Below are 25,677 nucleotides of genomic sequence, written 5' to 3'. Positions count from 1 at the left end.
ATAGAGGTGTAAGGGGTGTCTGCGCATGTCACTTCCTCATCGGAGGGGGTGGGGCGTGGTGCGGCCGCGGTCCGGCCCGGAACCGAGGTGTCCGGGCCGGACCCGGCAAGGGGGCCGGTGCCGGCTGCGCTACTGGTACACGCGCACGTAGTCGACGAGCATCCGGGACGGGAACGGCGTCGACGCGTCGGTCGGGCCGGGCCAGTCGCCGCCGACCGCGAGGTTGAGGATCATGTAGTGCGGGTGGTCGAAGATCCAGGGTCCGCGCGTGCGCTCCACCTGGTCCTTGTCCAGGGTGAACACGGTGCGCCCGTCGAGGCTGAAGACGATGCCCTTGCTGTTCCAGTCGGCGGCCCAGGTGTGGAAGTCGTCCGAGAAGTCGGCGCCCGAGGGCAGCCGGTACGGCGAGCCGATCCCGTTGCCGCCGTTGTAGGCGGGAGCGTGCACGGTCGAGTAGGCCGTCTTCACGTCCTTGCCGAGGACCTCCATGATGTCGACCTCGCCGTTGTACGGCCACGGACGGCCGGTGAGGAAGTCGGCGCCCATCATCCAGAAGGCGGGCCACAGCCCGTTGCCCTTGGGCACCTTGATGCGGGCCTCGACGCGTCCGTAGGTGAACTGGAAGGTGGCGCCGGTGTTCATGCGGGCCGAGGTGTACTGGCAGGTGGTGCTGCCGGTCAGCGGGTCGGGCGGGCAGGCCCGGCCGGGGCTGGCTTCCTTGCGGGCCTCCATGACGAGGTGGCCGCCGCCGTCGAGCGCGGCGTTCTGGTGGTCGGTGTAGTACTGCAGCTCGCCGTTCTGGCCGGTGCCGGGGTCGGCGCGCCACTTCGCCGGGTCGGGCTTGCTGCCGGCGGCTCCGTCGAAGTCGTCGCTCCACACCAGCCGCGGCGGCTGCGCCGGGTCCGGCGGCAGCGGCGGCGCCGGGACGGGGGCGCCTCCGGTGCCGTACACCTGGAACTCCCAGAGGGAGTAGCCGTATGGGGTGGCGCGTTCGGTGCCGTACATGCGGACGTAGCGCCCCGTGCCGGAGACGGCCAGGGTCTGTTTGAAGCCGGTGCCGGACGTGGTCGAGTAGATCGGCGTCCAGTCGGTGCCGTTGGGCGAGACCTGGATCTGGAAGGACTTGGCGTAGGCGGGGTCCCACTGCAGGACGACCTCGGTGATCTGCGCGGTCGCGCCCAGGTCGACGGAGATCCAGCCGGGGTCGGTCCAGCCGGTGGTGGAGCTGGTCGCCCACCGGGAGGCCGGGTCGCGGTCGAAGGCCCGGGCCGGGGTGCACTCCCAGCAGTTGCCGTCGCTCTGCGACGAGGAGGCCGCGCCGGTCTTCCCGTACGACAGCAGGGTGTCCCCGCCACCGCCACCGGGGTCGCCGCCGGTGCCGGCCGTGCCGTACACCTGGAACTCCCAGAGGGAGAAGCCGTATTGAGTGCCGCGCTGGGTGCCGTACATGCGGACGTAGCGGCCGGTGGCCGTGAGGGTCAGGTTCTGGGTGCCGCCGGTGCCGTCCGCCGTCTCGTGGACGGTGGACCAGGTCTCGGCGTCGTCCGACACCTGGATGCGGAAGGCCTTGCCGTAGGCGGCCTCCCACTGGAGGGTGACACGGCTGATCCGGGCCGGGGCCCCGAGGTCGACCCTGATCCACTGCGGGTCGGAGAAGGCGCTGGACCAGCGTGTCGCGGGGTTGCCGTCCACGGCTCCCGGCGCGGTGAACGGGTCCTCGGTGCTCGACGCGACGACGGGACGGCCCTGCGACAGCAGGGTCTCGGCGGCGTGGGCGCGGGGCGCGGGCAGGCTGACGAGGGTGAGCAGGACGGCCGCGACGAGGGCGGGTAAGCCGAAGCGGCGGAGCAGGGGATGCACGGGCGACTCCTCAGTGGGGGAAAGGATGAGGGAGCGCTCCCTGAGGGGTGAGAATGGGCCGGTGTCGGTGACCTGTCAAGGCTTTCGGCAACAGGCCGGTAACACCACCGACGCACGTGCTGCGTGTCAGGGAACGGTTCCTGAGATCCACTGCGGCGGTGCACGCGGCGCCGGCCGACCGGCGCCGGAGACCGGCCGGTTGAGGCGAGGGACCGTCAACCAGGTGCGTGGAAGGCGTCGTTGACAGGCGGATCGGGCCGAGGTCATCCTGAGGGAAACGCTCCCTGAACTCGACGACCGGGCACCGGTGATCGGAAGGCGATGAAACGACCCACGCTCGAGGTGGTCGCCGCCCGGGCCGGCGTGTCCAAGTCGAGCGTCTCCCGGGTCGTCAACGGGGAGACCACCGTCGCGCCGGAGATCCGGGACGTCGTCATGCAGGCGGTGCGGGAACTCGGCTACGTGCCGAACGCCGCCGCCCGCAACCTGGTCACCCGCCGCACGGACGCCGTGGCCGTGGTCGTGTCCGACCCGCCCAAGGGCGTGGTGTCCGACGACCCGCTGTTCTCCACCGTGGTGCGCACCGTCAGCCGGGAGTTGGAGGCCGTCGGCAGACGCGTGGTACTGATCCTCGCCGAGTCCGACGAGAGCCGGGCCCGGGTGGAGCGCTACGTGGCGGGGGGCCACGTGGACGGCGTGATGCTCGTGGCGCTGCACGGCGCCGATCCCCTGCCGGCCGCGCTCGCCCGCATGGGCCTGCCCGTCGCGTCCTTCAACCGCACCGCCGCGACGGACGTCCCGTACGTGGCGCTGGACAACGCGGGCGGTGCGGAGCTGGCCGTACGGCACCTGCTGGAGCGGGGCAGACGCCGGATCGCCACGATCACCGGGCCGCTGGACCTGTACGAGTCCCGCGAACGGCTCGAGGGGTACCGCGCGACCCTGCGGGACACCGGCCGCCGCTCGATCGTCGCGCTGGGCGACTTCACGCGGGTGTCGGGCGCGGAAGCCATGCGGCAGCTCCTGGAGGACGACCCGGACGTCGACGCGGTGTTCGCGGCCAACGACCTCATGGCCATCGGGGCGCTGCGCACCCTGCACCAGGCGGGCCGCCGGGTCCCCGACGACGTGGCCGTGGTCGGGTTCGACGACATCGAGGCCGCCGCCTACACCACTCCCGCGCTCACCTCGGTGCGCAGTTCCATGGCCGACCAGGCCACCGCGACGGTGCGCCTGCTGCTGGCGCTCATCGAGGGCGGCCCCAGGAAACCGGTGATCATGCCGAACGAACTCGTGGTCCGCGAGTCCAGCTGAACGGAGGGCCCGGGCCCGTTTCCCCGCGTCTCCCCCGGCCCTGGCCGCACACGAGGTCGTGCTCCGGACGCGGGCGGCCGACGCCGCGCTCCGGTCAGCACGACGCCGGGGCGGGCGTGCATCCGTCTCGCTGAACGTCAGTGCGTGGTGGTCGACTTCAAGGCCGCCGGGCGCCCGGCGGGCGCGTCGGACACGCCGGTGTCCACCTCGTCGAGCGACGACGCGGCCGCTAACCCCGGGCGCTTGGACGTGCAGTTCACCGTCCTGCCTGGCCGCGGGCGGCCCGGCTCCCCCGTGCCGGGACAGGCCTTCCGGGTCCGCGACACCTGGGATGACTACAGCTTCAAGACGACGTCTCACCTGCTCCGCGTCGATCCAGGCGGCGAGATCAGGGAGACCGGACGAGGGCCAGCCGGGGCGCTGGGTACGGAGGACGCCGAACTTCGGGGATCACCGAACGCCGCGTCCACCGGGTCAAGTTCCTCGCGAAACATGAACGGACGCGCATCCCGCGCCGCCATCTGCACCACACCCGCCTCAGACCGAGTCACGTACGGCCTCAATGTGCCTGCCAAGTGCAAGGTCTGGACGGTGCCCGCCGGAGCGAGTCAGCCTGGATACCGTGGACGGAGTCAGCGTGGGAACGGTACTTACCCTGGTCGGTGTCCTTCTGGGAACCACGGGCACACTCGTCGGGCAGCACCTGGCGACTCGCGTTGAGATGCGACGCGACCTACAACGCCGAGTGGAGGCCGAGCGGGCGGAGTGCAAGGAAGTCATCCTGGTATTCCTGGCCGCCGCGCAGAAGGTCGAACTGGTGCTGGACCGCAGGAGCTTGGGTCTGCCGACTGCGGATGAGCCCGAAGACCAGCTCCTCCACTCGTTGTGGCTCGCAGAAAAGGCCGTTGAACTGGTCTGCTTGCATGAGGTCGCTCAAGCCGCGCGTCGTTACACCGAGGCACTCCACCAGATCGTCCGCGACGTGGCGGCAATCGGCCAAGCACCCACCAAGCGCGAGTGCCGCCTCGCCTTCGTCGAGGCGGCCAGGAGCGGGCTCGGCAGCGACCGCCCTCAACTGCGGCAATGACGTACCAGGGGCCCATGCCTCCTCCTAAACGATGTCCCGGATCTCGCACACGGCAGTTCGGATACACGGCAACGCCGATGCCGGCCTCCATGCGGATCTTCTGCGAGTCGGCCGCTTCAAGCATTGAGGTCCATAGGGGGCTGGTCCATTGCGTGCGATCGTCCCGACTCCTACATAAAGGATCATCGCCCAGCACCTCGAACTCCCTCAACCGTCAGGGCGCTTGGACATGCACCCAGTGGAGAGAAATGCGGTCACAATTCCCGCACACCAGAATCAACCGGCTGAAAGAGCAGAGTGTTAGATCAATGGCGCAGATGTCTGGTCACCGAGAGCACCAGCCGTGTATCCCTGCCCCTGGAACGACGGCCTGGCCTGAATACATTCCCGCCTGACAAACCATGACGTTGATAACGGTGCCCCATGGGTGCGTGTGGTGGTGTTGCGAGCTGTCGTGTCAACCTCACCAATCGCATGGGGGCTCGAAGAAGTGAGACGCATACATTTATCGGGCTGGCGGCGTGTTGCCGCGGGTGCAGCATTCGCGTTGCTCGCAGGGACAGGAACTGCCGCCGCAGCACCTGCTGCGCCCACAACCGGTCCGGGCCCTTCCCCGGCGAAGTTGGCGGCGGCCGGACCTCAGGACTTGGCAGCCATCGCCGCTGGGGGCGCACGGCCGGTGTCGGGCAAGACCCCGTCGGCTGGACCCAAGTTCTCCAAGTCGGGAACCGTCTGGCGGGTCATCGCTCCGGAAGTCGTACTGCGCAACACGGTGACCGACGCGGATGGCGACACAGCAAATCTGACATTCCAGGTGTACACCACGAACGCGGACGGTACGCCGAAATCACAGGTCGATCTTGACGGTTCGGGCTCGTACGGGGTGCTCGTGTCACCGTACGTAGCCTCTGGCGGAACAGCGAAGGTAACGGTGCCGTACGGCATCCTCAAGCCCGGGGTGCTGTACAAGTTCCGCACCTCCGCCTTCGACGGCAGTCTTTACGAGACGACATGGTCAGCGTGGGCGGACTTCCGCATCGAACCGTACGTGACGTTTCCTGCCCCGCAAGCATCGTCAACGATCGACACAACGGCGCAGGAGAACCGCGAGTTCACCCGAACGAATCCGGGGCCTGCCCTACCGACACTGGACGCCAACGGTGCAGTGAAGCGAGAAGCCACCCAGGAACGTACCTGCGGCAAGCCGGATGCCGAAGGCCGCAAGATCTGCATCGCACTGTCCCCTCCCACCGCCGCATCCGAGGCACGTGCGCAAAAGCGCGAAGAGGCACTGCGCGACGCGGCACGGACGAGAGCGCGCAAGGCCGGCGAGTCTTCCGCCGAGGCGGCTGCCACCGCAGCCGACGCACCGTTGGCCGACCTGGTTCCCTGGTGCTCCGACGAACCGGCCGGCAAGGACTACATGAACCGCACCGATGCCTGCGTGAAGAGTATCGGGTCGGGGACCCTGATCTTCATCGACACGAACGATGCGACGATCGGCTCCGCCAAGTTCGATTTCGAACAGCGCATCAAGACCTACCCGAACAAGAGCTCCGGTGGCAGCGACTTCGCGGAGTTCGACCAGCAGATCCGTATCATGCCGGTGCTCATCTCCCCGGAGTTGAAGGGCGTCACGCTGCGGTGGAACACTCAATCGACCTGCGCGGCCTGCGTGACCTCGGTGATTCGATGGGCTGACGACTTCGACAATGCAGCCGGCAACAACGCCTACTGGAACGCGAACGACTGGAACGCCTACACGGACGGCAGGTGGGGCACCCGCGCGACGACCTGGAACGGCACGGGCAAGGAACGAATCGACCTGAGCTGGTCCATAACCGCAACCGTGGACGCCAGCACCACCGCCACCGCCACCGCGGACTTCGGATCCTCCGGAATCGCGCAGGTACAAGAGCTCGCACCACGCTGCGACGACATCGTGGGAGGCTCGGCCCCAGGCTGTGTGCTGCCGTTCTTCAAGCCCATCTACACACTGGACACCAACAAGTACCCCGCCGCGGGCGGGTATTACTGGTACATGCAGCAGGTGATGCCCGATCACGCCGGATCGAAGCGGTGGGACTCGCTGATGCACTACCTGGGACCAGACACCCCGGTGAAGACCAGCACGGGCAGTACGTGGACCTCGGACAACAGTCGCAACGTCATATGCGGCTCTGGTTCCGCTTGGAGCGTGCACCCATCCGATACATCCGTGGGATCGGTCGACTGCGACGAGTACGCGATGGCCTCCACCCACGAATCCGGCGGCTACCCGAAGAGCGTCAACCTGGTGGCCTCGGGAACCAAGTGCGCACAGTTGTTCACCGACAAGCTGGGCGACGGCTCGTCGAACTTCGGCCTCCTCGCCGACACCCGCACGGCGACGAACGGACCAAGCGGTACAGAACGATGCGGGCGCGCGGCCGTCTCAAGCGCACAAAACCAACGCGCCTTCAGCGGGTTCCCCGCTCCAGCATGGCGAATGCTGGACGGTGACGGGTTCTTCTTGACCCTTCCGGGATTCGAGCACTGCACGTCGACCGCAACAACCTGCGCTTGGAGCAAGATCGGCTGAAGGTACCGAACCCAGTACCCAAGGCCGGCCGGGGCCAGCCCACCTACCGGGGCTGGCCCCTGCCCCACGCCGTCAGCCTCTCCAGGGCCGCCAGTCATCCTGCTGTACCGGGTCGATACTGCTCTGCCACACCAACGCCCCACCGATCAGGCCCGGCTTGTCTCCCGTGGCCAAGGCCGGAGATTCGAGCATGTCGGCAGCCCCCTCCAAGTAGGTGACCAACGTGTCGAGTACTTCACCGGAGCCTTCGTTGTAGCGGGACCAGCGACCCAAGTAGCCGCTCTCGACATCCACATACAGGCCCGAACTGATGTCGGCAGGGCCCAAAGCGACCACTGGAATCCGAGTTGCCGTCCACACGGTGATCCGTTCGTCCTCACTGCGTTCAGCATTGAGGGTGTCCTCATAGGCCTGTGCATCCATCTTCAGCCGGTAGACGCCAGCCACGGCCTCCAGCGTCATCAGCGCTCTGTTCCCCGGAAGACATCCCCAGCCGTTTCCCCCGTCGTCCCCCGCCACCAGCAACCACAGGGCACGCAGCTCGATGGGGATCTGAATACCCAGATCACCTTCCAGAGAAGCGATCTCAGCAGGAGAGGCACCCGTGTGAAGCGCTGCGTACGAATCGGGAGCATTGGCCTTGAGCCAAGCGGTGATGCGATGCCAGGCGTCGGCGACTTCCCTCACACCGCTCGCGGCGGCAGCGGGATCAGCAAGCTGCTCCTCCCGCTGCTCCTGGGCGTCCCCGGAGGGCACGCCGACTTGGACGGCTCTCAGGAACCGTATCTCGATCCGGTCCGGCTCGCGGATGTACCCGACTGACAGATCGGGGCAGTCCTCGAACATGCCGCCGTCGATCATCACGGTCAGGATCCCGGGCAGGTTCGAAGGCTCACCCATGTCCGGATCGTCGGCCAGTCGGCCTGCCAGGACCTTCAGCGCGTAGGGAACGCCCGTCCCGAGCCGAGCGGCGACATCACGAACGTCCGACTGGATTTCGACCTTCACAGCCCTGTGCTCCTAGGTGGTCGGATGAAGGACGGTACCTCTCACACACTAGGCCCTCTCACTGCTCCCCAACATCGCCAACGCCGCCCGTGACCGGTCCACTTCGCACATATCCACTGAGCCCTTTCCAACTCGGCATCGCAACTGTCCACCGCTACATACGCGAGGCTGCCGAAGTGGCGGCCGCCCAGGCACAGACCCTGGCCGAGGCGATGCCGACCGTTCGGACGAATACGCGGGAAGATGCTCACCAGTCCCTTCGGACCGGGGTGACACGGACGGGTAGAGTGCGCCCAACAGCCAGTCAGTTCCCTGGGCGGTTCACAGTGGGCGCACTTCACCCGGTCGGTTTCGACGCCAGTCATGGTCTTTTCGTGGAACTGACGATTCACGCGGAAGAACCGGAACAACTTCGGAGTGCGGCTCTCGGCTGGCTCACCGACAGCGTACGAGAATACGGCAGGCAAGAAACGATCGACGCACTCCCGCAAAACGTGAAGGTCTCCGCGAAAGGATTCACACGGATCGTCCAGAGCGTTCCCGGGAAAAACCGAAAAGGCCTCTGGGGATACGTTCACGTCTCTCCTCAGGGGACTTTCGACGTCCTGTACAACCCCTACACTCCCGCCACGCTCCCCTGGCTGGATCAGCACCTCACCGAGCAGCCCGAATCGGCGGGCGTGACGATCGGCCGCTTCTCCGAGAAAGGAGAAGTCGGTAATTCGGACATCTCCTTCACCGTCGTCTTCGAGGAAGACCTACCGGACCAGGTCAAGCTCGGATTCCACCTGGACACCACGGCTCTGGTGGCTCCAGGGACGACGGCTGCCGAACACGAGCGCCTGCTCGCCGTCGTCCGCCGGGCCTGCAACCGGTACAACGTGGTGTTCGGTCATGTCTCGTACCGCCGCAGCGGCGGGGTCACCGAATGGGAAAGCCGACTGCGAGGCCGACCGGGCGACCCGGTGAGCAACGCCCTTCAGTGGCGCATCCTGCTCAGGGGCTATTCCTGGCTCATGGTCGTGCCCGCGGGAATCGCCGAGCGCTTGGGCGGGCACGGAGGCCTGGCGGACACGGGTGCCTTCTCGACGCTGTCCTCCCTTCCGAACGGCTCACTCCTCCTCCAAGCCACGCCCACCTTCCAGCAGTACGACAACGAAGCGGTGCGCGCTGTCCATCGTGCCGTTCGCGAAGCGCTCGTCCAAGGCGATCTCCGCAGCCCGTCACCGGTACCGGACCAGCCGCCCACGAACCTGGTGGTCCTCGACGACTGACTGGCAGGGAAGAACAGCGGCAGCAGCCGCAACGGCACCCGGGGACCTCACCACAGTCGCACCCCCTCCCGTGGAATGGGTCCCGGAGACCTAAGACGTGGCCGTTCGAACAGGTAGGCAGGGAAGTTGACGCCGCTGGTGGGCAATTACGTGACGTTCCGCAGGGCCGGACATCCCTCTCCGGCTGTCGTGGAATCGCCAGAGCTCGAGAGCCGGTCCGGGCCGGTTCAGTCGGTGTCCGGTCGCTGCTCCGCCGCGCTGTCGTAGGCGGCGCGGGCTTCGGCGATGGTGGACCGGTGGCGCTCGGCCCAGCCCACCAGTCCGGTCAGTGAGGCGTGGAGTTCTTGGGCCATGGGCGTGAGGCTGTACTCGACCTTGGGCGGCACGGTCGGATAGACGGTACGGATGAGCAGCCCGTCCCGCTCCAGTCGGCGCAGGTTGAGGGTGAGCATGCGCCGGCTGATGCCGTTGATGGCGCGTTCGAGTTCGGTGAAGCGGACCGGGCCGTGGGCGGCGGCGATCAGGATCCCGATGCTCCACTTGCCCGCCACGCGGTCGAGCACCTCGGTGACCGGGCAGGCTTCGTCCCTCACCGCTTCCGCAACGCGGGTGTGACTGCGTGACATAAATGTGCCTCCTTCCGCTGGACCGCAAGGTTACTGATGATGACTGCTGTTACAAGTCATGAACCAAGGGGGAAGACCTGCCTGTTCGTGCTCTCGTCGTCGATCCGTCCGCACCCGCCGCCGTCCGCCTCGCCGAGGTTCCCGACCCCGTGCCCGGACCGGGCCAGGTCCTGGTGGACGTCTCCCATGTCTCCTTGAACTACGGCGACCTCAACGACGCTCGCTCCGGTCGGGTGCCCATGGGTGCGGTGCTCGGTTCGGACGCCGCCGGAGTGGTGGCTCGGGCGGCCGCCGACGGAACCGGCCCGGCGGTGGGCACCCGGGTGGTGGCCCTGACCTCGGGGGCGTTCGCCGAGCGCGTCGCGATCGATGTGGGTACGCTTGCCGAGGTGCCCAAGAACTTGGACCCGGCGGAGGCGGTCGCCCTTCCGGTCGCCGGAGTGGCCGCACTGCGCTCGCTGCGGGCCGCCGGGCTCGGACGGGACAAGAGGGTGCTGGTCACCGGTGCCTCCGGCGGGGTCGGCCGGTTCGCCGTCCAGTTGGCGGCGAAGGCGGGTGCCCACGTGATCGCGTCCGTGGGCTCGACAGCCCGCGGGGAGGGGCTGGTCGGCCTCGGCGCCGACGAGGTGCTGGTCGGCCTGGAGGGACTCGAGCGAGCCGTCGACGTGGTCATCGACAGCGTCGGCGGTCCCCAACTGGTGGCGGCATGGAGCCTGCTCGCTCCCGGGGGCAACGTGCAGAGCGTCGGCTGGACTTCCGGGGAGCCGGCGGTCTTCCCCCCGTATGCGACCGTGGGCCCGCCCAGGTCGCTGACGTCCTTCGTCATCGAGGGCGATGCCGGCCCGGACCTGACCGTTCTCACCGGGCTGACCGCCGAGGGGGCCATCACTGTCGAGATCGGCTGGCAGGGATCCTGGGACCGCTTTGCCGAGGCCGCCGAGGCCCTCCGCGGCCGCCGCGTCTCCTGAAAAGCAGTCCTGCAGGTCACACCGTGAGCGGGATGCGTCGGCACTGCCTCCGCAGGGCCAGGACGCCGAGGACGATCATGACCCGCCCCATCATTTGGGTTCCAGGCTCGGTGGCTGACCGGCAGCCGGGATGGTGTCGTTCTCGGAGAGTGGTTCGTACTCGGTGGGGGTGCGGCGGCCCAGTGCCGAGTGTCGTCTCTGGCGGTTGCAGAAGATCTCGATGAACTCGAAGATCGCGTCGGCCGGTTCGCCCCGGGTCTTCCAGCGCTTGCGGTTGAGCAGCTCGAGCTGCGTCGAGGACCGGAACCACTCCGTCATCGCGTTGTCCAGGCCGTCCCCGACGGTGCCGAACGACGGCAGGAGGCCGGCAGCCGCTTGACGCGCGCCGGTCCGGGCAGGCCGAGGATCCCGGCCTGCGTCATCAGCGCCGACACGGTCCTGGAGCAGACCCGGATGCCCGTGCCCAGGGTGAACTCGGCTTTGAACGTGCGTGGCGTCGGCTATGCGGACTCCGGCCGGCGTCCTCTCCTGCCGCTGTCGTCGCTGATGGTGTCCGTACCGCCGGATCCTTGGGGCTGCGAACGCTGTGGCGCCTGTGCGTCTTGGGCCGCGGCGAGCGGCGCCAGGTGTGCCGAGGCGCTGTCCAGCAGCCCGAGGTCGGCCTTGGTGTGCGCGATGGCGGCGTCGATCAGGACCGCGACCAGCGGCTCGGCGGCGTGGGCCCGGCGCTGCTGTGCCAGGCCGGCGAGTTCGGACAGGTATGTCTGCCGCTGTGCCTCGATCAGTGTGGTCAGGGCGTGCGGGCCCAGGGCGACGGCGCCGAGGAGTTTCAGGAACAGCTCGTCGCGGAAGCCGCCGACACGTACCCAGGCGCTGGTCGCCCACGTGTTCAGCTCGGTCCTGCCGGCCTCGGTGAGCGTGTAGAGGTTCTTGTCGGGCCGGTCGGTCTGCGTGACCTGCGAGCGCGAGACATAGCCGTCACGGACCAGCCGTTCGAGGATCTGGTAGAGGTGGCCGATGTTCAGGCCGCCCCACTGCGGGCCGATGGCCTCCTCGAACCGGGCTTTGAGTTCGTATCCGTGGTTCGGCCGCTGGGTCAGCAGCGCGAGTACTGCGTGTTGGAGCGGCATCCACCTCTCCCTTCGGCATTGGCTCCCTCCTGCATTGTGACAACATACCCTTGAATTGCGACAATGTATGAGGGTGAGGCTGCATCTATGGCTGTGAGCGTGGCGTTGCGCGGGGTGAGCCGCCGGTATCCCGGGCTGACCGCACTGGACGGGATCGACCTGGAGGTCGCGGCCGGCGAGGTGGTGATGCTGACCGGGGCCTCCGGTGCCGGCAAGTCCACCGTGCTGCATGTGACGGGCGGTATGGACCAGCCCGACGAGGGGCATGTCGAGATCGACGGCACGGAGCTGGTGCCCCGGAACCTCGACCGCCACCGGCGGCGTATCGGCTTCGTCTTCCAGCGCTTCCATCTGCTGCCCGCGCTGACCGCGCTGGACAACGTGCTCGCCCCCGTCCTGCCCCGCAGAGTGGACTTCGACCGGCGCGAGCGCGGTATGGAACTGCTCGAAGCGGTCGGCCTGGGAGACCGGTCCGACGCCCTGCCCTCGCAGTTGTCGGGCGGTCAGCAGCAACGCGTCGCCGTCGCCCGCGCGTTGGTCAACCGGCCGGGACTGCTGCTGGCCGACGAGCCGACCGGCAACCTGGACAGCGTCATCGGGCGGGAGATCATCGATCTGCTGATGTCGCTGCGCGAGCGGTACGCGATGACGATGCTGATCGCCACCCACGACGCGGAGGTCGCCGCCAACGGCGACCGGGTGGTGCGGTTGCAGGACGGCAGGATCACCTCCGACCAGCGGGTCACGCCGTCCGGCGACGTGCTGAACCGGTTGGGGGGCCTGCGCCCGTGATAACGATGATCCTCGATCAGCTCCGGCGGCGGCGCGGGCGGGCGCTGGCCCTGGCCGCCGGCATCCTGGTGGCGGCGACCAGCTTCACCCTGCTGACCGCGACGGTGAGCACCAGCAGGGCGACCACCGTGGGCACGGTCCGCAAGAACGCACGGTCCGCCTACGACGTCCTGGTGCGCCCGCCGAACTCGCAGACGGACGTGGAACGGCAGAGCGGACTGGTCGAGCCGAACTTCCTGTCCGGCACGTTCGGCGGCATCACCGTGGACCAGTATCGGCGCATCCGCGGCATGGCCGGGATCGACGTGGCCGCACCGGTCGCCAACATCGGGTACCTCATGGTGATGAGCACCGTCACCGTGGACGTCTCCCGCTTCCTGGACAGCAAGGCGTCCCGGCAGATCCTGCGCATCAGCCCGACGCTCACGGCCGGACTGGGCACCTATCGGACCTCCGACGAGTACGTCTACCTCACCCGCTCCCCCCTGACGTCGGGGTCGTCGTCGGATCAGATCTTCCAGTCCGACACCCTGGAGAAGGGCGCGGTCGACAAGAGCACCCGGCGCTATCAGCTGAAGGGCAAGTACGACGTCTGCTTCTACTTCAACCGGGACAAGACCGAGCAGAAGGACTTCAACCTGCAACTGCCGATGAGGCCGAACCTCATCGCCGAGGACCTCAGCGACAGGTCGGCCTTCGACCGGGACCTGAATTCGTGGATGAACTGTCAGTCCGGGCGGGGCAAGGCCACCATCGACGTTCCGGTCAGTTACCCCGTGCTGCTGTCCGCCGTCGATCCTGAGGCCGAGAACCGCCTGGTGGGCCTGGGCGGCGCGATCACCTCGGGCCGCATGCTCACCGAGCGGGACAAGCCGTGGACGCTGCCGTCCTCCAAGAGCACCCACGGGCAGCACGACTCGTACATCCCGGCGCTGCTCAGCAGCAGCCCGCTGACCGCCGGAACGCTCGACGCCGCCGTCGAACGGCTCGATGTCGGCGACCCGGCCGAGCTGCCCTCCAAACTGGGCAATCCGACAGCCGCCAGTTTCGTCCGCGGCCTGCACGGGACCCGTGTGGGCAAGGTCGGCGTCGATCTGAGCAAGGGCTACCGGAAGGCGCTGGAGGAGGATTCCTTCGACACCGGCGCCTACTGGACGGTGGGTCCTGTCACCTACCGCCGGACATCCGACGGCGGCCTCGCCGTGCAGGCGCAGCCGCGGCAGAAGCCCGGCCTGTGGGTGACCAACCAACAACAGCAGCCCGTCCCCTACGTTCCCGAGGAGAACCAGGGCAAGCAGTACCGGAAGGTGATCAGCCATGCCTCCACGGACTGCCTCGGCCTGGGACACTGCGACCAAGTCGACTTCGGGCGCCTGCCCAATCCCTTCGTCCGCCTGGTCGGCCGCTACGACACCGGCAAACTGCACGGCTTCTCGGCACTGTCCGACGTCCCGTTGGAGACCTACCAGTCGCCACAGGTCACCGGCGCGGACCCCGCCACGCGCGCGGTGCTCCATGACAGGCCGCTGCGGCCCGACCGCAACCTGGGCGGTTACGCCAGCCCGCCGCCCACCATGCTGACGACGATGGACTCCATCACCGCGCTCACCAAGAGCCGCCGGGTCCCGAGCCTGCAGGACAAGGCGCCGGTCAGCGCGATCAGGATCCGGGTGGCCGGCGTGAGCGGCGTCGACACCGCCTCCCGTGCGCGGGTGAACGCCGTGGCCGGGGCGATCCGGGCCGCCTACCCCCGGCTCCAGGTCGACGTCACCGTCGGCAGTTCCCCCGCCCCGCAGACGGTGGCGCTGAGTCCCTCGGCGCACGTGACGGAGCGCTGGGTCGCCAAGGGCGTGGCGCTGCGGATCCTCAGGGCGGTGGACACCAAGAGCGCGGTGCTCTTCGTACTGGTCCTCGTCGTGTGCGCGCTCTTCCTCGGACAGGCGGCGCTGGCCTCGGTGCGCTCACGCCGCACCGAGATCGGCACGCTGCGCTGCCTGGGCTGGAGCGGCGGTGAAGTACTCCGCCTGGTCCTCGGCGAACTGGCGGTCATCGGCCTCGCCGCCGGAGCCGCGGGCACGGTCCTCGCCTACGCCCTCGGCCGCATCTTGGGACAGCCCGACGCCGGCGCCAAGTCACTCCTCGTCCTGCCGGTGGCGCTCCTCGTGGCCCTGGCGGCAGGATTGATCCCCGCCTGGCTCGCCGCCCGGCTGGGGCCCATGGCAGCCGTCCGACCCCCTGTGACCGCGGCCCGCCGCTCCCGCCCGGTGGGTTCGGTGGCCGGACTGGCCGTGCTCAACCTGCTGCGGGTGCGGGGCCGCACGCTGCTGGGCGCGGCAGGGCTGGCGCTGGGAGTGGCCGCCTTCACCGTGCTGCTCGCCCTGACACTGGCCTTCCGCGGCGAGGCGGCCGGCTCGCTGCTCGGCAATGCCGTGGTGGCGCAGGCACGCGGGGCCGACTACCTCAGCGTCGCCCTCTCCCTGCTGCTGGGTGCCGCCGGCGCCATCGACGTACTGATCATCTCGCAGCGCGAGCGCGCCGCCGATCTCGCGGTGCTGCGGGCGACCGGCTGGACCAACCGCGAACTGGCGATGCTGACCCTGTACGAGGGGATCGGACTGGCTCTGCTGGGCGGCCTGACCGGCGCGGTGGCCGGCCTGCTCGTGGTGCTGTCGCTCGGTCAGGGTGTGCTGCACGGGCACCTCCTTGCGGTCGCCGGCGCCGCACTGCTGGCCACGCTCGCCGCGACCGCCCTGGTGAGCGCGGCTCTGACGGTCCCGATCCGGGGGCTGTCCCGGATCGCCCCCGCCCACCTGCTCGCCGCCGACTGACAGTGAGGATGTGACGTGGTGACGCTGCTGGTGGGTCTGCCCCTCCGACTGACTGACGTTTCGACTGTCCCGTTGGGGATTTGTCGGCCCATCGGGTGTCACCACGCACGCGGCCGGACGGGCGCTTGTGACTTCATGGCGCCGCTGGAGGCGTCCAGGGGTGCGCTGCCGGTGTAGCCGGCGAAGTGGTGCTCGGTCGGGAAGCGGCTGACATCGCCGACGCGGCCGATGACCTTGGCGGCCGGCACGGTGCCGAGGCCAGGCAGAGTTGTCAGTCCGGTGCGCGTCACCGCGAGGGCGTCGCGCATCCCGGCTTCGTTGTCCTTGGCCTGGCGGTCCAGTCTGCGTAGGTCGGTCAAGAGGCCGCGGGCTCAGCCACGCGCCTGGCCGACCGGCTCGAATGTGACGGCTCCGTGGTTCGCTCCATCGATCAGCAGGACCGTCGCCGCGTGCTGATCACCCCGGTGCCGGAGGGCATCGCCCGCGTGACAGCAGCATGGGACGAGCTCGGTCAGTCCTGGCGGGCACTTCTCGACGACCACACCGAGGACGAGATCGATGTGATCACCCGGCACACGCGAGGGGCACACCACCTCAGCCACGCCCGGATGCGGCGCCTGCGAACCCGCCCGAAGCCGGGCTGAGCGACTTCCATTCGCAGTCTGAGCCGGCCGTCCGAGCCAGCCGGATGAAGGCTGAGACATCTCACGTTGCCGTGCCGTCAAGCCGGTCGGCCGTGAGGGCCTGGGGTCGTCGAACAATGCTGATCGGGCTTGGAGAGAATCCCGGCATGGTGATGGCACGGCACTGGTACTCCTCGTCGCCCGTCGTGGACGGGCACCCGCTCCTGGATGAGCCGGGCTTCTGGCCGGCGTACTTGGCAGACCTGGCTGACGGGTTCGCGCCGGAGGCCTTCGGGTCGGACGCGGGCGACGCGGACGCCATGCTGGACACGCTCCACGACCCGTCGGCATGGCCCGTGTTCACGGTGCCGCTGGCCGGCGGCTTCGCGATCGTCGTGCACTTCGACAGCGGCGAGGAGTTCACGACCAGGGACTACTTCCTCACCCATCCCGACTGGAGCCAGGATCTCGTCCTGGCCAGCGACGACCAGGACCGCATCGGCCCCGGGCTGTGCTGGCCCGAGCTCGCCGCCCTGCTGGAGGCACCACCGGGTGCGGCAGGCGTGATGGACTCTCACACCCGTCTTCTCCTTCTGCTGCCCGTTCTCGGCGACACGGCGGTTCCGGAGGAGGCCGTGACGGCAGTGGTCGAGGCTCTGGCCGCTCAGGGTGCGCCCGAGGCGAGCGAGGCGTTGGCCAGGCACCTGCTCCAGGGGCACCCCATGTGGGGTGTCGAGGACTGGTGGTTCGACGATGACGAGCAGAGCTGGCTCTGCGAGGGCGATCACAGCCCCCGCAAGACCCCTCTCGGCGACCACCTGCCCCCGCAACAGCGAGCCGCCCTCGAAGCCTGCCTCACCCCCCGCTGACCGTCTCGAGCCGCGGCGACAACGGCCTCCGTGAAACAGCCTGTCCACCCGGACCCGGCTCGAGGACCATCCCCGCATCCACCACGCGTTCATCCCCGTCGGCGCCTGCCGGCTCAACCTTCAGGAAGCCTGGTGGCGCATCTTCCGCAAGGCCGCCCTCGCCGGCCGGTCATTCGCCAACCGCGACGACATCGCTTACGCCACCGACCTCGCCACCGACCAGCCCCGCTGAGGAGTCACGTCTGCCGGCCGGCAGGCCTTCACCCCGGTGGCCGGAAAGGCGGCAAGCGCCTGTGCCGCGTCCGAGCAGGCCGGTCGGCATTGAGACGCCAAGTACCGTCGAGGGGTACGTCTGTGGCCGCCCCCGCAGGGGCAGACGCTTCTCCCTCTCCCCCCGGAGTTCCGTCGGAGTTCCTGCTGGTGGATCCGTTGCTGACGCTGGGGCCGTGAGGTGCCCGTCGGCACTGCAGAATGGCGGGCACTGCTTGACTTCGACGTTTCCGCCGCCGGGTTCGGTGGACTCGGTGACGAGTCCGGTTGGGTCACTCAGTCTGGCCACCGCCGATCACCAGTGGGGAGATGGGTGATCAGCGGTGGCCGTGGGTCATGACGCGGCGGGAGCCCTCTCCGAGTCGGAGTCACAGGGTCCGCGTCTTTGCCTGGCCATCTGTCAGGGAGCCGGGTCGAGCTGGGTGACAGGGTGAAGATCGCCTCCGACGCCGTCGGCGGTCTGGAGGCGGGAGTGATGCCGGCTGTAGGTCAGATACACGACGGTCGCGAGGACCATCCAGACGGTGAACAGCAAATACGTATGGGCGGGAAGCTTGTGGATGAGGTAGCCGCAGCAGGCGACGGAGAGCACAGGTGTGGCCGGGTACCCGGGCACCGTGAAGCCGCGTTGCAGGTCGGGGGCGGTGCGCCGAAGGACCAGAACCCCGACTGACACCACCGTGAACGCCACCAGGGTGCCCATGCTGGTGAGGTCGGCGAGCTCGTCCAGGGGAACGACCGCGGCCAGTACGGCGACCAGCACACCGACAGCCATGGTGCTGGCCACCGGCGTGCCCGAGCCGGGATGGACCCGGTGGAAGAGGGCGGGGAGCATACCGTCACGGCCCATGGTGTAGAGGATGCGGGTCTGCCCGTACAGGACGACGAGGACCACGCTGACGATGGACAGGACTGCGCCTGCGGACAGCAGGGTTGCGGGCCGGCTTGAACCGGTGACGTCTGCCAGGATCGCGGAGAGGCCTGCTTGTTGGTCGGCGAACGCGGTCCACGGCTGTGAGCCGACTCCGACGAGCGCGACGAGCATGTACATCGCGGTGATCACGCTGAGCGAGTAGATGATGGCCAGGGGCAGAGTGCGGCGGGGATTCTTGACCTCTTCTCCGGCGGTGGAGACGGCGTCGAGGCCGATGAAGGAGAAGAACACCGTGGAGGCCGCGGCCCCGATTCCTGCCATGCCCATGGGGGCGAAGGGATGCAGGTTCGAGGACCGGAAGCCGGTCACGGCAACTGCGACGAACAGCATCAATATGCCGAGTTTCACCAGGACCATCACGGTGTTGACCGTGGCCGACTCCTTGGCGCCGCGGATCAGCAGGAGACAGCAGAGCGCGACCAGGACGGCACCGGGCAGGTTGACGTAGCCGCCGGCGCCGGGCGGTGCCGCGACCGCGGCGGGTATCTGGAAGCCGAACACACGCTCGGTGAAGTCGTTGAGGTACTGCCCCCAACTGACGGCGATCGCCGCACCGGAGACGGCGTACTCCAGCAGCAGGCACCAGCCGACCGCATACGCCGCGAACTCGCCCAGGGTGGCGTAGGCATAGGAGTACGAAGAGCCGGACACCGGAACGGCGGAGGCGAGTTCGGCGTAGCAGAAGGCTGTCAGCGCGGCGGTGACGGCGCCGATGACGAAGGAGACGACGACAGCCGGTCCTGCTTCGGGGACGGCGGAGTTCAGCACGAAGAAGATGCCGGTGCCGATCGTCGCACCGATTCCGATCATGGTGAGCTGGAACAGGCCGACGGTGCGCTTGAGTCGGCCCTGCTCCGAGTCGTGCTGGAACGATGCCAGGGGCTTGCGCCGGAGGAGTTGTCTGCGCAGGGGTGGGGCGGCAGGGGACATGACGTACCTCTCATGGGCGGGACGGAGCCGTGCAAGGAAGGGTCAGGGCAGGTCTCGGCGCATCAGGTCGGCGTAGGTTTCCCGGCGGACCACTGCACGGGATCGGCCGTCGCGGCAGAAGACGACGGGCGGACGCCGGGCACCGTTGTAGTTGTTGCTGAGGGAATAGGTGTAGGCGCCGGTGGCGGGGACGGCGATCAGGTCTCCGGGCTGCGGGTCCGCGAGGGGGACGTGGGTGCTGAGGGTGTCGCCCGACTCGCAGTGGCGGCCCACCAGGATGCAGGGATCTCCGGCTCCCACACGTGTGGCGACGGTGGCTTCGAAGCGCTGCCCGTACAGCGAGACCTCCAGGTTGTCTCCCATACCTCCGTCCACCGCGACGAACGTCGGTGTCCCGTGTTTGACGGTGACCACCCGGTAGAGGGAGACGCCGGTCTCGGCGACCATGGAACGGCCTGGTTCGATCAGGAGCCGGGCGGTTGCGGGCAGTAGCTGCCGGGCCGCTGTCACCAGGGTGTCCAGATAGTCGTCGATGCTGGGTGGTACGTCGGTGTAGGTGTAACGGGCTCCGAGTCCTCCGCCCAGGTCGTACACGGCGAACTCACCGAGGTCCGCGACGGCTTCCACGGCCTGCAGGAAGGGCTTCGTGTCCATGATCTGCGACCCGACGTGCACATGGACGCCGTCGAGACGCAGGCGGTCGCTTCCCCGCAGCCGGGCGATGGCCTGACGGGCCTCCGGCTCCAGGAGGCCGAACTTGCTTCCGGCCTGGCCGGTCGATACTGCCGCGTGAGTGTCGGGCTGGATGCCAGGGGTGAACCGGACCAGTACACCCTGTACGCCTCCGGCCGGCACGAGGCGCTCAAGACGGTCGATGTCGTCGAAGTTGTCGATGACGATCAGTCCGACCCCGGCATCGACGGCGAGGAGCAGTTCCTCCTCGGTCTTGGCGTTTCCATGCATCACGATGTCGGCGGGATCGGCTCCAGCTGCCAGCGCCAGAGTCAGTTCACCACCGCTCGCCACGTCGACGCCCAGGCCCTCCTCCACCAGCAGCCGGTACACGGCGGTGCAGGGGAACGCCTTGGACGCGAAGGCGACGCGCGAGTCGGGCCACCGCGCTGACAGGCCCTCGCGGTAACGGCGGGCTCGCATTCGCAGGGCGCCCTCGTCCACGAGCAGGGCCGGCGTGCCGTACTGGTCGGCCAGTTCCTCGACGAGGCACCCGCCGAGCACGATCTGCCCGTCCGGAGCGAGGCGGGTCCCGGGCGGGAAGAGGCTGAGCGGGTCGTTCACCAGGGTGCCTTTCGAACGGTGGCATGAATTCCGCTGTCCAGCGGTACGCACCATGCTGAGGCGAACCCGCTCCCTGGTCTTTGGCGAATCCGCCTAAGCTTCGGCCATGTCTTACACAGAAGCGCCCATCGGCGACGGAACGAGCGAGGAACTGTTCACCCTGTGTACGGCTCTCGCCGCCGTGACCGGCGGCTCGGTGGCCGTGGAGGACCTGGACCGCCGGGTCCTGGCCTACTCGTCGCTTCCCGGCCAGCGGATCGACGACCTGCGCCGGCGGGGCATCCTGGACCGGCAGGTCCCCGATGAGCCGCGGCAGCTGCGTCAGTACCGCACCGTGCTCGACGCCACCGGCGTGGTACCCCTGCCGCCCCTGGCCGACGACGAGCTTCCCCGCCTCGCTGTCGCCATCCGGGCCGGTGACCTTTCCCTCGGCACCCTGTGGGCGATCGAAGGTCCGCGCGGCCTCGACGAAACGGTCGAGCGCGCGCTGACGGAAGGCGCGAAACTCGCCGCCCTGCACATGCTGCGCCGCCGCAGCGCCGCCGAACTGCAACTGCAGGCACGCCAGGACGCTCTGCGCAGTGCGCTGTGCGGTACCGGCATACCCGAAGCCCGCTTCCACCTCGGCCTGTCCGAGCGACCTCGATTCAGTCTGCTGGGGCTCGCTCCCCTGCACGTGGCCGGCCACGAGCCCCTGCCCGTCATCCGCCTCGGCATGTCAGCTGTGGGGCACTTCGCCGCTGTACATCCGGAAGGGGCTGTCACCACGCTGGGCCGAACCGTTTACGTGCTGGTGCCTCACCTGTCGACCGCCGCGGTACGGCGCCTGGCCGAACAAGCCGTCACCGCACTGTCCCGGCCGCGCACCGTCCCCGTACGCTGTGCCGTCAGCCAGAGCGACGTCGACCTGGACCGGCTGTCCACACTGCGCACAGACGTCGATGGCATCCTCCGAGTGACCACAAGCGATCCGGCAGCTCCACCTGTTGCCGGGCTGAAGGACACCCACGCCCGGGTGCTGCTCAACCACATCGGTGATGTCCTGACCCGCGAACACGCACTGCAGCACCCTGGTATCGCCTTGATGCTCGAACACGACCAGCAGCACGAGACGTTCTACGCACAGTCGCTACTGGCCTGGCTCAACGCGATCGGCAACATCGGTCAGGCCGCAGACGCTCTGGGCATCCACCCCAACACACTCAAGTACCGGCTCAAACGTGCGCGCCAACTGTTCGGACTCGACCTGGATCACCCAGATGACCGCCTGTCCTGCTGGCTCCAACTCCGTCTGAGTACATGATCCAGCCGACGGGCCGGCTGTGGCCGGTCCTCGAGGCCGAAGAGCGAGTCCATCGACGGGCGGTCGACAGGACTCAGCACCTCGCTTTTGCACCGGCCCTATCGGGTGTGGCATCGAGCGCCGTGGACACCCGCCGGGGTATGAACCTCACGCAAGTGGTCGATACCGTCCTGGACAGGTCGATCGCGCTCGGCTACGGCAGTCCGGGCCTGCGCCTGCGGCGCCGGATGCCGGGATGGCCCGCCGACGGTCGCCGAATGGACGGCAGGGTCGTAATCGTGACCGGCGCGGCGTCCGGCATCGGGCTGGCGGCCGCGGTCGGCTTCGCACGTCTGGGTGCCCAGGTCCACGTCCTGGCCCGCAACCGAGAACGTGCCGAAGACGCCGCTCGTCAGACCCGACATCGCCTGCCCGACGCGGCGCACCGGGTGCATCCCGAGGTGTGCGACGTGAGCAGCCTCGCCTCACTGCGCGACTTCACCCGCACTTTCCGCGAACGCCACGATGCTCTGGACGTCCTGGTCAACAACGCCGGAGTGATGCCCGACAGCCGCGAGTACAGCCCCGACGGGGTGGAGCTCACCTTCGCCACCCACGTCCTGGCCCCCTGGGCACTCATCGACGAACTGACCGGACCCTTGCGCCGCGCCGCGCCGTCCCGCGTCATCAACGTGGTTTCCGGCGGCCAGTACGGCCAGGCGCTCCCGGCCGGCGACCCGCAGTCCGAGCGGGACTCCTACAGCCCGAAGAAGATCTACGCACGCACCAAACGTGCCGAACTCGTCATCACCGAACAATGGGCCGACCGGCTGCGCGACCAGGGCATCCACGTCTACGCGATGCACCCGGGCTGGGCGGACACCAAAGGCGTGCGGACGTGGTTGCCCGTGTTCCGCATGCTGACCCGCCCCGTCATCCGCACCCCTGACCAAGGAGCGGACACCATCGTCTGGCTGGGCTCCTCGGACGAGCCGCTCGGCAACTCCGGCTCGTTCTGGCACGACCGCCGGCCCCGCCCCACCACCTACGCGGCAGGCCCTGGCAAAGACGACGACATCACCCACGCCCAGCTGTGGCAACACGTGAGCAGTCTCGCCGCCCGATGATCCGGCCGACCGCAGCAACGCAGCCTTGGGCCGTACGTCCACGCCCGGCACCCCGGCACACCGGCCACCCGCTCACCTTGCCCTGAGCCGACGGCAGCGGCATGACGTAAGGGCGGGAACTGCGCGGGTCCACTCCCACGAGTACGCGCAGTTTGACCTCATCGCCTGCGCCAGCACTCTGGGGGCTGTGTGATCAGCGTTCCGGCAGCATCCCGCCCAGCGAGGAGCGGCCCCGGGCGGGCAGCAGTGGTTCACTGTCAACCGCCCAGCCCCTGCCTGCCGACGCTCATGATTCGCAGTGGTCACGGACCGGGAACCGGCACCTGCGCGGGGCGAGCCTGTCGCTGTCCCCGAGTCCTCACGGACGAACGCGGATGATCGTCTTTCCCTTGCGTCGCCCGGTCGGGTTGAGGGCGGCGACGGCATCGTCGAGGGCCGAGACGTCACCGATGTTCGTCCGCAGCCGTCCGTCCCGCACCCGCTGCACGATCTCACCCAGTTCGGCACGATCGGCCTCGACAACGAAGTCCACCGCCAGACCCTCAGCCGGTCGCGCCTCGACCGGGCCGACGATGGACACCAGCGTTCCTCCAGCCTTGATCAGGGCAGCGGACCGCTTCTGAACGTCACCACCGATGACATCGAAGACCAGATCGACGTCGCCGACCTCTTCCAGCGCGTCCTTCTCGAGGTCGACGAACTCATGCGCGCCGAAGTCGAGCGCCTTCTCTCGGTCGCCGGCGCGGCCGGTGCCGATGACGTAAGCGCCGGCCTCACGTGCGAGCTGGGTCACCATCGTCCCGACCGCCCCGGCCGCGCCATGGGCGAGGACCGTCTGGCCCGACTGGAGGCGACCGTGCTGGAACAGCCCCTGCCACGCGGTCAGACCTGAGATGGGCAGGGACGCGCCTACCGTGAAGTCGACGTCGCCGGGCAGCGGCGCGAGGTTGCGTGCTTCGATCGCCACGTACTCCGCCAGGGTGCCGTCACGGTGCCAGTCGGCGAGGCCGAACACCCGCTGCCCGACCGACAGCCCCGTCGTGCCGTAGCCGAGAGCGGTGACCACTCCGGCCAGCTCATGGCCGGGGATCGACGGCGTCTTGTCACGGCCGGCGCGATCGGTCCAGGTCGATGGCCACTCCATCTCGGTCGGGACGAAGCCCGATGCGTGAATCTGAACGATGACGTCGTTGATCGATGCCTGCGGCTCCGGCCGCTCCACCAGCGTCATCCCTGCCGTTCCCGCGGCCTGGTCCGTCACCACGATCGCCTTCATGGAAATTGCCTCCTCGGCCATTTGTCTCTTTATGTCTCCGACCTTAGGAACAGAACAGCCCATGGGTATGGTCCATTTTCATGGCAAAACCTTGGGCCACTCCGGGATTCGACCTGTTAGTCGACGACCGGGCCAGGCCTGCGCAACGGGCTGAGGGGCCTTGACCCCGAGTCTTGAACACGGGTTATGCGGCTTTGGCTAGGGCGTGCCCGGCGGATCTTGGTTGAGTGCGGCCAAGATGCCGGGGACCAGGGGGTTCGGGTCGTTCTTGCGCCACGCGACGGCGACTCGTGTGCGCACGGTGTCGGGCTCGATCCTGCGGAAGGCGACGCCTTCGAGGCGGATCCGGCGGATGCTTTCCGGGGCCAGTGACACGCCGAGGCCGGTTCCCACCAAGGCGCAGACGGTCTGCCATTCCACTGCGTGTTGAGCCACCTGGGGGGTGAAGCCCGCAGCAATGCACAGCCCGGCGATCTGATCGTACAGCGGCGGGCCGACGGCACGAGGCAGGAGCACGAAGGGGCAGTCCGCCAACTGCTCGACCTGGACGGCTCGTTGTGCCGCGAGGGGGTGCGAGGCGGGCAGGACAGCCACGAAGGGTTCGGTCAGCACAGTCTCGAACCCGAGCTCCGCGTCGCGGGCAGGCGGCTCTCGCAATAGGCCGATGTCGATCGTCCGTTCGCGCAGAGCGGCCAGTTGCGGCGTGGTGGTCATCTCCTGGATGTCCAGATCCACGGCGGGAAACCGTTCCCGGAACGTTCGCAGCAAGCTGGGGAGGACGGTGAGAGCGAGGGAGGCAGCGAAGCCGATCCGCAGGTGGCCGGCCCTGCCGCTGCCGACTTCTCGGGCTGCGGTCAGGCCTTGTGCGAGGTGAGTGAGGGCGTGCCGGGCGGCAGGGAGGAGTTCTCGGCCTGCCGCGGTGAGGCCGATGCGCCCGGGTTCGCGACTGAACAGTGCGTAGCCGACCTTGCCCTCCAGGCGGCGGATCTGCTGGCTCAGCGGCGGCTGGGCAATGCCCAGGCGAGCAGCGGCGCGGCCGAAGTGGAGTTCCTCGGCGAGCACGACGAAGGCGTGCAGCTGCTGCAGGGGAAGTTCAGGACGCTCCATACGCTTAGAGATATCACTCCGCACCGAAAGGCGTATTAGACGTATCAGTGCTGGTCACTTAGCGTTCGGCGCATGACAGAGCGACGTTCCATCCTCAGCGGCTCGACGTTCGAGGAACAGATCGGTTATGCCCGCGCGGTGATCGACGGCGACTGGGTCCATGTGTCCGGGACGACCGGATTCGACTACACCACCATGACGATCTCCGAGGACGTGGTGGAGCAGGCCGAACAGTGCCTGCACAACATCGAGGCCGCCCTGAGCGAAGCGAAGTGCACCTTCGCCGACGTAGTACGGGTGCGCTACCTGCTGCCCGACCGTACCGACTTCGAGCCCTGCTGGCCGACGCTGCGTCGCGCGTTCGGCGAGGTCCGGCCGGCCGCCACCATGCTCATGTGCGGCCTCGCCGATCCCCGCATGAAGATCGAGATCGAGGTGTACGCCCGGCGGATCACCGCGTAACCGTCCGATCCGATCTCGGGGAACGGGGGCACC

21 protein-coding genes and 1 pseudogene are annotated in these 25,677 nt (G+C 68.4%); 12 read left to right on the top strand and 10 right to left on the bottom strand.

The features are described 5' to 3' along the window. Positions 1 to 129: 129 nt before the first annotated feature. A complete protein-coding gene (locus CW362_RS20235; protein ID WP_103550910.1) occupies positions 130 to 1,860 on the bottom strand; it encodes a discoidin domain-containing protein in 1,731 nt (576 codons plus the stop codon). A 321-nt stretch (positions 1,861 to 2,181) separates the two neighbouring features. Between CW362_RS20235 and CW362_RS20230 the strand changes: the two genes are divergently transcribed. The 3 genes from CW362_RS20230 (at position 2,182) to CW362_RS20215 (ending at position 6,842) form a co-directional block, all read left to right on the top strand. Further along, positions 2,182 to 3,174 carry a LacI family DNA-binding transcriptional regulator gene (locus tag CW362_RS20230; protein ID WP_103550909.1) on the top strand — a complete coding sequence of 331 codons (993 nt, stop codon included), beginning with the start codon at positions 2,182 to 2,184 and terminating at the stop codon, positions 3,172 to 3,174. A 622-nt stretch (positions 3,175 to 3,796) separates the two neighbouring features. After that, the gene (locus tag CW362_RS20220; RefSeq protein WP_162684159.1) at positions 3,797 to 4,261 is read left to right on the top strand and encodes a hypothetical protein; all 465 of its coding nucleotides are present in this window, start codon (positions 3,797 to 3,799) and stop codon (positions 4,259 to 4,261) included. 646 nt (positions 4,262 to 4,907) lie between these two features. Then, complete coding sequence (locus tag CW362_RS20215; protein WP_162684158.1) at positions 4,908 to 6,842, top strand: hypothetical protein; 1,935 nt, start codon at positions 4,908 to 4,910, stop codon at positions 6,840 to 6,842. Positions 6,843 to 6,914: 72 nt separating this feature from the next. Here CW362_RS20215 and CW362_RS20210 read toward each other — a convergent pair whose 3' ends face one another. Then, complete coding sequence (locus tag CW362_RS20210; protein WP_103550905.1) at positions 6,915 to 7,850, bottom strand: SMI1/KNR4 family protein; 936 nt, start codon at positions 7,848 to 7,850, stop codon at positions 6,915 to 6,917. Positions 7,851 to 8,224: 374 nt separating this feature from the next. Between CW362_RS20210 and CW362_RS43370 the strand changes: the two genes are divergently transcribed. Continuing rightward, positions 8,225 to 9,124, top strand: a complete 900-nt coding sequence (locus tag CW362_RS43370) for a DUF3396 domain-containing protein (RefSeq protein WP_162684157.1) — start codon at positions 8,225 to 8,227, stop codon at positions 9,122 to 9,124. Positions 9,125 to 9,351: 227 nt separating this feature from the next. Here the strand turns inward: CW362_RS43370 and CW362_RS20200 are convergent, their stop codons facing one another. Then, a complete protein-coding gene (locus CW362_RS20200) occupies positions 9,352 to 9,750 on the bottom strand; it encodes a winged helix-turn-helix transcriptional regulator (RefSeq protein ID WP_103550904.1) in 399 nt (132 codons plus the stop codon). 149 nt (positions 9,751 to 9,899) lie between these two features. Between CW362_RS20200 and CW362_RS20195 the strand changes: the two genes are divergently transcribed. Continuing rightward, positions 9,900 to 10,718 carry a zinc-binding dehydrogenase gene (locus CW362_RS20195; RefSeq protein WP_338069071.1) on the top strand — a complete coding sequence of 273 codons (819 nt, stop codon included), beginning with the start codon at positions 9,900 to 9,902 and terminating at the stop codon, positions 10,716 to 10,718. A gap of 90 nt (positions 10,719 to 10,808) precedes the next feature. On the opposite strand, the pseudogene CW362_RS20190 reads toward CW362_RS20195, so the two are convergent. Next, positions 10,809 to 11,090 (bottom strand): annotated as a pseudogene (locus CW362_RS20190) (integrase core domain-containing protein); the annotation flags it as partial. A gap of 128 nt (positions 11,091 to 11,218) precedes the next feature. Continuing rightward, positions 11,219 to 11,848: a PadR family transcriptional regulator gene (locus tag CW362_RS20185; RefSeq protein WP_103550902.1), complete on the bottom strand. Its 630-nt coding sequence runs from the start codon at positions 11,846 to 11,848 to the stop codon at positions 11,219 to 11,221. A gap of 87 nt (positions 11,849 to 11,935) precedes the next feature. Here CW362_RS20185 and CW362_RS20180 point away from each other — a divergent pair, with 87 nt between their 5' ends. Beyond that, complete coding sequence (locus tag CW362_RS20180) at positions 11,936 to 12,640, top strand: ABC transporter ATP-binding protein (protein ID WP_225900152.1); 705 nt, start codon at positions 11,936 to 11,938, stop codon at positions 12,638 to 12,640. A gap of 5 nt (positions 12,641 to 12,645) precedes the next feature. Then, the gene (locus CW362_RS20175; protein ID WP_103550900.1) at positions 12,646 to 15,468 is read left to right on the top strand and encodes an FtsX-like permease family protein; all 2,823 of its coding nucleotides are present in this window, start codon (positions 12,646 to 12,648) and stop codon (positions 15,466 to 15,468) included. A gap of 98 nt (positions 15,469 to 15,566) precedes the next feature. Here CW362_RS20175 and CW362_RS20170 read toward each other — a convergent pair whose 3' ends face one another. Then, a complete protein-coding gene (locus tag CW362_RS20170; RefSeq protein ID WP_240657917.1) occupies positions 15,567 to 15,827 on the bottom strand; it encodes a transposase in 261 nt (86 codons plus the stop codon). 54 nt (positions 15,828 to 15,881) lie between these two features. Between CW362_RS20170 and CW362_RS20165 the strand changes: the two genes are divergently transcribed. Together CW362_RS20165 and CW362_RS20160 are read left to right on the top strand one after the other, a co-directional pair. Next, positions 15,882 to 16,112, top strand: coding sequence for a hypothetical protein (locus tag CW362_RS20165; protein WP_162684156.1), 231 nt, complete (start codon positions 15,882 to 15,884; stop codon positions 16,110 to 16,112). A gap of 146 nt (positions 16,113 to 16,258) precedes the next feature. After that, on the top strand, positions 16,259 to 16,960 hold the full coding sequence (locus CW362_RS20160) for a hypothetical protein (protein ID WP_162684155.1): 702 nt from the start codon (positions 16,259 to 16,261) through the stop codon (positions 16,958 to 16,960). A 670-nt stretch (positions 16,961 to 17,630) separates the two neighbouring features. Here the strand turns inward: CW362_RS20160 and CW362_RS20150 are convergent. Further along, positions 17,631 to 19,094 (bottom strand): amino acid permease, encoded by a 1,464-nt coding sequence (locus CW362_RS20150; protein WP_103550897.1) that lies wholly within the window; start codon positions 19,092 to 19,094, stop codon positions 17,631 to 17,633. A gap of 42 nt (positions 19,095 to 19,136) precedes the next feature. Beyond that, complete coding sequence (gene lysA / locus CW362_RS20145; protein WP_240657915.1) at positions 19,137 to 20,390, bottom strand: diaminopimelate decarboxylase; 1,254 nt, start codon at positions 20,388 to 20,390, stop codon at positions 19,137 to 19,139. 106 nt (positions 20,391 to 20,496) lie between these two features. Here lysA and CW362_RS20140 point away from each other — a divergent pair, with 106 nt between their 5' ends. Beyond that, entirely contained in the window at positions 20,497 to 21,693 is a 1,197-nt protein-coding gene (locus tag CW362_RS20140) for a PucR family transcriptional regulator (RefSeq protein ID WP_103550895.1), read from the top strand. Positions 21,694 to 21,848: 155 nt separating this feature from the next. Then, positions 21,849 to 22,799 carry an SDR family NAD(P)-dependent oxidoreductase gene (locus tag CW362_RS20135; RefSeq protein WP_162684154.1) on the top strand — a complete coding sequence of 317 codons (951 nt, stop codon included), beginning with the start codon at positions 21,849 to 21,851 and terminating at the stop codon, positions 22,797 to 22,799. A 358-nt stretch (positions 22,800 to 23,157) separates the two neighbouring features. On the opposite strand, the gene CW362_RS20130 is transcribed toward CW362_RS20135, so the two are convergent. Continuing rightward, complete coding sequence (locus CW362_RS20130; RefSeq protein WP_103550893.1) at positions 23,158 to 24,075, bottom strand: NADP-dependent oxidoreductase; 918 nt, start codon at positions 24,073 to 24,075, stop codon at positions 23,158 to 23,160. Positions 24,076 to 24,273: 198 nt separating this feature from the next. Next, positions 24,274 to 25,182 carry a LysR family transcriptional regulator gene (locus tag CW362_RS20125; RefSeq protein WP_103550892.1) on the bottom strand — a complete coding sequence of 303 codons (909 nt, stop codon included), beginning with the start codon at positions 25,180 to 25,182 and terminating at the stop codon, positions 24,274 to 24,276. A gap of 72 nt (positions 25,183 to 25,254) precedes the next feature. On the opposite strand from CW362_RS20125, the gene CW362_RS20120 reads away from it, so the two are divergent. Then, complete coding sequence (locus CW362_RS20120; protein WP_103550891.1) at positions 25,255 to 25,644, top strand: RidA family protein; 390 nt, start codon at positions 25,255 to 25,257, stop codon at positions 25,642 to 25,644. The last annotated feature ends 33 nt before the right edge of the window (positions 25,645 to 25,677 follow it).

It is taken from the genome of Streptomyces populi (assembly GCF_002911015.1).
GTDB lineage: Bacteria > Actinomycetota > Actinomycetes > Streptomycetales > Streptomycetaceae > Streptomyces > Streptomyces populi.
The sequence above is the reverse complement of the archived record's forward strand: the minus strand, read 5'-3'. Positions and strand labels throughout refer to the sequence as shown.

Bases quoted from the DNA above. Each gene is read 5' to 3' on its own strand.
- CW362_RS20150 (WP_103550897.1), bottom strand. From the start codon at position 19,094: ATGTCCCCTGCCGCCCCACCCCTGCGCAGACAACTCCTCCGGCGCAAG.
- CW362_RS20200 (WP_103550904.1), bottom strand. From the start codon at position 9,750: ATGTCACGCAGTCACACCCGCGTTGCGGAAGCGGTGAGGGACGAAGCC.
- CW362_RS20175 (WP_103550900.1), top strand. From the start codon at position 12,646: ATGATCCTCGATCAGCTCCGGCGGCGGCGCGGGCGGGCGCTGGCCCTG.
- CW362_RS20180 (WP_225900152.1), top strand. From the start codon at position 11,936: ATGGCTGTGAGCGTGGCGTTGCGCGGGGTGAGCCGCCGGTATCCCGGG.
- CW362_RS20160 (WP_162684155.1), top strand. From the start codon at position 16,259: ATGGTGATGGCACGGCACTGGTACTCCTCGTCGCCCGTCGTGGACGGG.
- CW362_RS20120 (WP_103550891.1), top strand. From the start codon at position 25,255: ATGACAGAGCGACGTTCCATCCTCAGCGGCTCGACGTTCGAGGAACAG.
- CW362_RS20130 (WP_103550893.1), bottom strand. From the start codon at position 24,075: ATGAAGGCGATCGTGGTGACGGACCAGGCCGCGGGAACGGCAGGGATG.
- CW362_RS20140 (WP_103550895.1), top strand. From the start codon at position 20,497: ATGTCTTACACAGAAGCGCCCATCGGCGACGGAACGAGCGAGGAACTG.
- CW362_RS20125 (WP_103550892.1), bottom strand. From the start codon at position 25,182: ATGGAGCGTCCTGAACTTCCCCTGCAGCAGCTGCACGCCTTCGTCGTG.
- CW362_RS20185 (WP_103550902.1), bottom strand. From the start codon at position 11,848: ATGCCGCTCCAACACGCAGTACTCGCGCTGCTGACCCAGCGGCCGAAC.
- CW362_RS20230 (WP_103550909.1), top strand. From the start codon at position 2,182: ATGAAACGACCCACGCTCGAGGTGGTCGCCGCCCGGGCCGGCGTGTCC.